Here is a 4,631-nt window from a genome sequence, read left to right as displayed (position 1 = left end):
TAGAGGATTTCTAAAGCTTTGCAAGTGCTTTTAACTGGTTGTTTTATCGGGTGTTGTATTTTTATGCACTAAAAAGATTCAAAAATATACAACAACCAACCTAACCTAATAATTTTAAAGTAGAAATATAGATTTAATATTTCTACTTTCTTTTTTCATTACTTTTGCACTGTTGCTGCTTTAATATTCACACTGAGAATTTGAACAGGTTGTTTCGGTACATCTTGGTACGGTCCTGTACGTCCTGTCGGTACTTTAGTGATCTTATCCACCACATCCATACCTTTAGTGACCTGACCAAATACTGCATAACCTGCGTTATTGGTACTTTTATCTAAAAAGTTATTATCCACTACATTAATAAAGAACTGACTGGTTGCAGAATGTGGTAGGTTGGTTCGTGCCATCGCCAAAGTGCCACGTTTATTAGATAGACCATTACTTGATTCATTTTGAATGGCTGGTCGTGTTGATTTTTCTACAAGGTCAGCAGTCATGCCGCCACCTTGCACCATGAACCCCGGAATGACGCGATGAAAAATTGTGCCGTTATAAAACTTAGCTTTCGTATAGTCTTCAAAGTTTTTTGCTGAGATTGGCGCTTTATCGTTAAACAGTTCAATCTCGATGTTGCCCATTGATGTTTTCATTTCAACAATCGTGTTATTTGCCATGACCACCATACTCATACATGTAGCCGTCACTGCAACTAAACTCTTCTTTAACATTTCGTTACTCACAGCATTCAGATGTTATTAGATTTCGATATATTAATCGTTCAGTATAAATAAAACACTACTTCTTCTAAGAAAACGAGAATAACGATGAATGAAGCTCTAATCCTTTCTCAATTGAGTCAATTTCCACCTTGGCATTTACAAGGTGAAGCTTTTATTTTGAATTATTGGATCAGTCCGCAATTTATTCGACAATATAAAGCGTTTCGTATCGCCCCTTCACCTATTGGCCGTGTGGTTCAAGTCATGCTGGTTCGTTATCATCAATCCCCTGTTGGTCCTTATGATGAACTGCTTTTACTTGATCATCCCTTACTGAGTAAACGACGTTTAAGTTCAATTCCTAAAATTTATGTATCGACACAGATTTCGGTTGAACATGGTCAACACCTTTGGGGCATTCCGAAAGAGTTCGCTCAGTTTGATTGGCATACGCAACATGAAACAACACAATGCCAACTCAGCACTCAAAACCAAACGCTACGTTTAACCTTAACTCAATGTAAAAAGGCACGTCCGTTTTATATCAATAGTCATCACATTCCACGTTCCATGCTCAAAATACAGCAAGCATGGCAAGGTCAACGTTATGAGTTTTCTCCACAGTTTCGCGCAAAGCTAATGAAACTGAAAAAATTTGAGTGGGAAAACCATACCACCCTCTTTCCAGACTTTGGTCAAGCCAAGGCACTACAAAGTTTTTATGTCCCGAGCTTTCAACTTGTTTTTCCAGAAGCCAAAGTCCGCGTCAAATAGAAAAAATTGTTCCACGTGAAACATTATTTTTTTAACATTCATGCTTTTTTATTTAGCATTCTTATCCCAGAATTTTCTAAAGTTCTTTGCCATTTCTATGGTGATTTTTTTTGCCCGACGAGAAATGATGGTGAAGTTCACAAACCCATGGGGTTGATCGAGATAATTTTGATAATGCACCTTATTGCCCTGCTGTTTTAATTTGATGGCATAAATCTCACCTTCATCATGTAATAAATCATGACCCGCTGTAATGACATAGGCAGGAGCTAAACCTTTTAGCACTCCATAGGTAGGAGAAACTAGCGGATCATCTAAAGCCACTTGATGCTGGTCAGCATAAAAAGCAGTGACCATATCGACATCTTGCCCAGTTAAGGTGAGTCCGTCTTTATATGCAAAGAATGAAGGATGGCGACTTTTGAAATCAACCACAGGATAAATTAATAATTGCGCACTTGGCGCATAAGCTTTTGCCGCGCTTCGCTGTGCCACCACTGTACTGATATTGCCACCAGCACTATCACCTGCTACTGCAATTCGATCTTTCAAAATTTTAAGTTGACGTCGGTTTTGATACACCCAAGCTAAAGCGTCTTCACAAGATTGAATCAATAACTGCGGACTAGCTTCAGGAGCTAAAGGATAATCTATGCTTAACACTTGCACTTTGCCATGGACAGCCAAAAGTCGGCACACCTCGTCATGAGTATCTAAGCTACCCACCACAAAACCACCACCATGATAAAATACCAACATGGGAAGCTTTTTATTGGGTGCAGGATGGTAGTGTCTAGCAAAAACCGTCCCACTTTGCAGGGGTAGGCGTAAATCCTCTACCAATTTGACAGTGGTCGGCTTACTGGTCAACATTTGAATTTGATGGTCGAAGAGCTTACGAGAACGGTGAAAGTCCTCAAGAATAAAACCTGATTTACCTTGTTTATATTGTGCAGCCATCAGGCATTTTATGAATGGATCCAGTTGTTCAAAAGGATAAGGATAACCTAGCGCTTTCACTAGTCCTTCTTGGGCCGTACTTGGTAAATGATCAATTGCTCGCGCAACATGACCTTGTCCTTTTTCCATCCACTTTTGTAAAGTTTTATTCAATCCAACCATGTCAATCATATCCTTTTTTTTCGTTCTTCATATTCTCTACATGATCAGTAATTATGTGACCATTCTCTTATATAAGTCTTTACATCAAGATACATAGCAATATGCCCTATACGCTAATCTTCTTTTAAGAGCTTGTCATTGACAATTTTTATGCCGATTTAGGAGTGTTTTGCTATTCCGCTTTTGTAAGGAGACTCACCATGACTAAAAAAATAATATTGCTCTCACTCGTCAGCAGCCTATTTGTTGGCTGTGTGGCGTTTCCTGATGATGGCTATTATGACGGACGCTACGGTCAACGCTATGACTATGATGATCGAGGATATGATCGCCATGATGACCGATACGAACGTGATCACCAACGCTGGGAATATCAACAACGACAAAACCGTATTGAACGCGAACGTCGCGAGGCAGATCGAAATCGCCAGAGACATGCTGAATGGGAACGCCAGAACCGCGAACAAGAACGACAACACATTGAAGCTGAGCGCAAACAGATCGCCAATCAACGTCATCAAGACTGGCAACAGAAAAAGCGTGAGCAAGAGCGATTAAATCAAGAACGTAAGCGTTATGATGTTGAACGTCAACAACGACAAAATGCCGAACGCCAACGTCGTGAGCAAGAGCGTCAACGGACTGAAGATCGACGTAAACAATCCAATAACGATCGTAAGCAACGTACCGATGATCAACGCCGCGATCAAAACAAAAGTTGGGATAACGCACGTCAAGAACGAGAAAATCGTCATCGCACTTCAGACTGATGAATAACACGGCGGAGCAGCTTGAGTGATTTACCCTCTAAAAAAGACCTTCACGGCATCCAGTGAAGGTCTTTAACAAAGCGAATGTAAGAGAACGCTCTCTTTTAAGCTTTATTGTTGTGTTATCGCAGGTGTAGATTGGATCGGTTCAACCTGAGCAGCAGGATCCGCTTGAACCTCTACTCCAGTACTTCCCTCAACGGTTGCTGTTGCATCTGGTGCAGTGGTCACTTGAGCAGACTCAGGCGCTGTAGTAGTTTCATTTGAGCTACAACCAGCTATTGCAAATGCTGAACCTAAAAGCGCTAGAGACAATAATGCAGTTTTCTTCTTTAACATCTTTTGATTTCCTTTTACGTCATACAAAATAGCAAAGCCAAACTTTGCCCTGCCTATCTTTGTTAAATCCAAAAACTTTTACACACATCTTGAGTTGTAGTTTCTACAACTCCCAGTACAACTTGTGCAATTTTTTATTAACCTATAAAAATTGAAAACAACTCAAGTCTAGATCAAAAAGATTCGTTTAACTTTCTGATTCTGCATTCATTATATCGCTTGTATTTCATATTTCGGAGCAGCAAGACATCACTGCAAGTGTTTCCCTTAATTGCAGAACTATCTTATGTTGATACACGATTAAATAATGTATTTAGCCCGTTTCAAACCCAAAAGTTTAATCAAAGTAATCTTCAGGACTAAAATCAAGCAAGGATTTACATATACAGATTCAGCGTTTTGAGTGTGAAAAAAGCGGATTTGAAATGTTCAATATAAAAAAGCCAAGGCTTGGGGCACTTGGCAAAAGTGTTACAAATTTAGATGCAGCCACCATGCTCTACTCTCTCTCCACAGAACATGATCACTGCGAACTAAGACATTATGCAGCTACACTAAAAGCAAGTAAAACAGATAAATTTTATAAAAATTATTCAATTTAACGATCAAAAGAGCTAGAACCAACCCCTCTCAATATCGCGTTAAATGCATCATTTATTTAAAACTGAGAACTACAGCACAACATTAAATCAATTTTTGCCCAAAATGAATGAATTAATCGCTCAATCCGCTTGAATTTTTGGCTGTTGCCCCGACCTTTTGTAGTAATCCTGAATTCAATAACGCATGGCAGTTCAGATTAACCCAGTTAACACTGATGCCTGAAGGACTGTACATGTTTAAGAACCCATTTAAACGGAGTAAATCAATGGCAACTGAGCAAAATCAAGACGCTCAAGATCTAGGG

6 protein-coding genes are annotated in these 4,631 nt (G+C 39.5%); 3 read left to right on the top strand and 3 right to left on the bottom strand.

Annotated features, from left to right (window positions below; genetic code table 11):
• Positions 1-158 precede the first annotated feature (158 nt).
• On the bottom strand, positions 159-728 hold the full coding sequence (locus B4F08_RS08565; protein WP_086210899.1) for a peptidylprolyl isomerase: 570 nt from the start codon (positions 726-728) through the stop codon (positions 159-161).
• A 96-nt stretch (positions 729-824) separates the two neighbouring features.
• Here B4F08_RS08565 and B4F08_RS08560 point away from each other — a divergent pair, with 96 nt between their 5' ends.
• Entirely contained in the window at positions 825-1,493 is a 669-nt protein-coding gene (locus B4F08_RS08560) for an acetoacetate decarboxylase family protein (RefSeq protein ID WP_151707425.1), read from the top strand.
• A 48-nt stretch (positions 1,494-1,541) separates the two neighbouring features.
• On the opposite strand, the gene B4F08_RS08555 is transcribed toward B4F08_RS08560, so the two are convergent.
• The gene (locus B4F08_RS08555) at positions 1,542-2,615 is read right to left on the bottom strand and encodes an alpha/beta hydrolase (RefSeq protein ID WP_119065042.1); all 1,074 of its coding nucleotides are present in this window, start codon (positions 2,613-2,615) and stop codon (positions 1,542-1,544) included.
• 200 nt (positions 2,616-2,815) lie between these two features.
• Here B4F08_RS08555 and B4F08_RS08550 point away from each other — a divergent pair, with 200 nt between their 5' ends.
• Positions 2,816-3,385: a hypothetical protein gene (locus tag B4F08_RS08550; RefSeq protein ID WP_291374139.1), complete on the top strand. Its 570-nt coding sequence runs from the start codon at positions 2,816-2,818 to the stop codon at positions 3,383-3,385.
• A 111-nt stretch (positions 3,386-3,496) separates the two neighbouring features.
• Here the strand turns inward: B4F08_RS08550 and B4F08_RS08545 are convergent, their stop codons facing one another.
• Positions 3,497-3,724 carry a hypothetical protein gene (locus B4F08_RS08545; protein WP_086210896.1) on the bottom strand — a complete coding sequence of 76 codons (228 nt, stop codon included), beginning with the start codon at positions 3,722-3,724 and terminating at the stop codon, positions 3,497-3,499.
• A 425-nt stretch (positions 3,725-4,149) separates the two neighbouring features.
• Here B4F08_RS08545 and B4F08_RS08540 point away from each other — a divergent pair, with 425 nt between their 5' ends.
• Positions 4,150-4,326 (top strand): hypothetical protein, encoded by a 177-nt coding sequence (locus B4F08_RS08540; RefSeq protein WP_162900316.1) that lies wholly within the window; start codon positions 4,150-4,152, stop codon positions 4,324-4,326.
• Positions 4,327-4,631: the final 305 nt, after the last annotated feature.

Origin of the sequence: Acinetobacter sp. UBA6720 (assembly GCF_002454215.1) — a bacterium.
Classification (GTDB): domain Bacteria; phylum Pseudomonadota; class Gammaproteobacteria; order Pseudomonadales; family Moraxellaceae; genus Acinetobacter.
Note: the sequence above shows the minus strand (reverse complement) of the source record. Positions and strands in the feature narration are given on the sequence as shown.

Coding starts and splice junctions, on each gene's coding strand:
- B4F08_RS08540 (WP_162900316.1), top strand. CDS start 4,150: ATGTTCAATATAAAAAAGCCAAGGCTTGGGGCACTTGGCAAAAGTGTT.
- B4F08_RS08565 (WP_086210899.1), bottom strand. CDS start 728: ATGTTAAAGAAGAGTTTAGTTGCAGTGACGGCTACATGTATGAGTATG.
- B4F08_RS08560 (WP_151707425.1), top strand. CDS start 825: ATGAATGAAGCTCTAATCCTTTCTCAATTGAGTCAATTTCCACCTTGG.
- B4F08_RS08555 (WP_119065042.1), bottom strand. CDS start 2,615: ATGGTTGGATTGAATAAAACTTTACAAAAGTGGATGGAAAAAGGACAA.
- B4F08_RS08550 (WP_291374139.1), top strand. CDS start 2,816: ATGACTAAAAAAATAATATTGCTCTCACTCGTCAGCAGCCTATTTGTT.
- B4F08_RS08545 (WP_086210896.1), bottom strand. CDS start 3,724: ATGTTAAAGAAGAAAACTGCATTATTGTCTCTAGCGCTTTTAGGTTCA.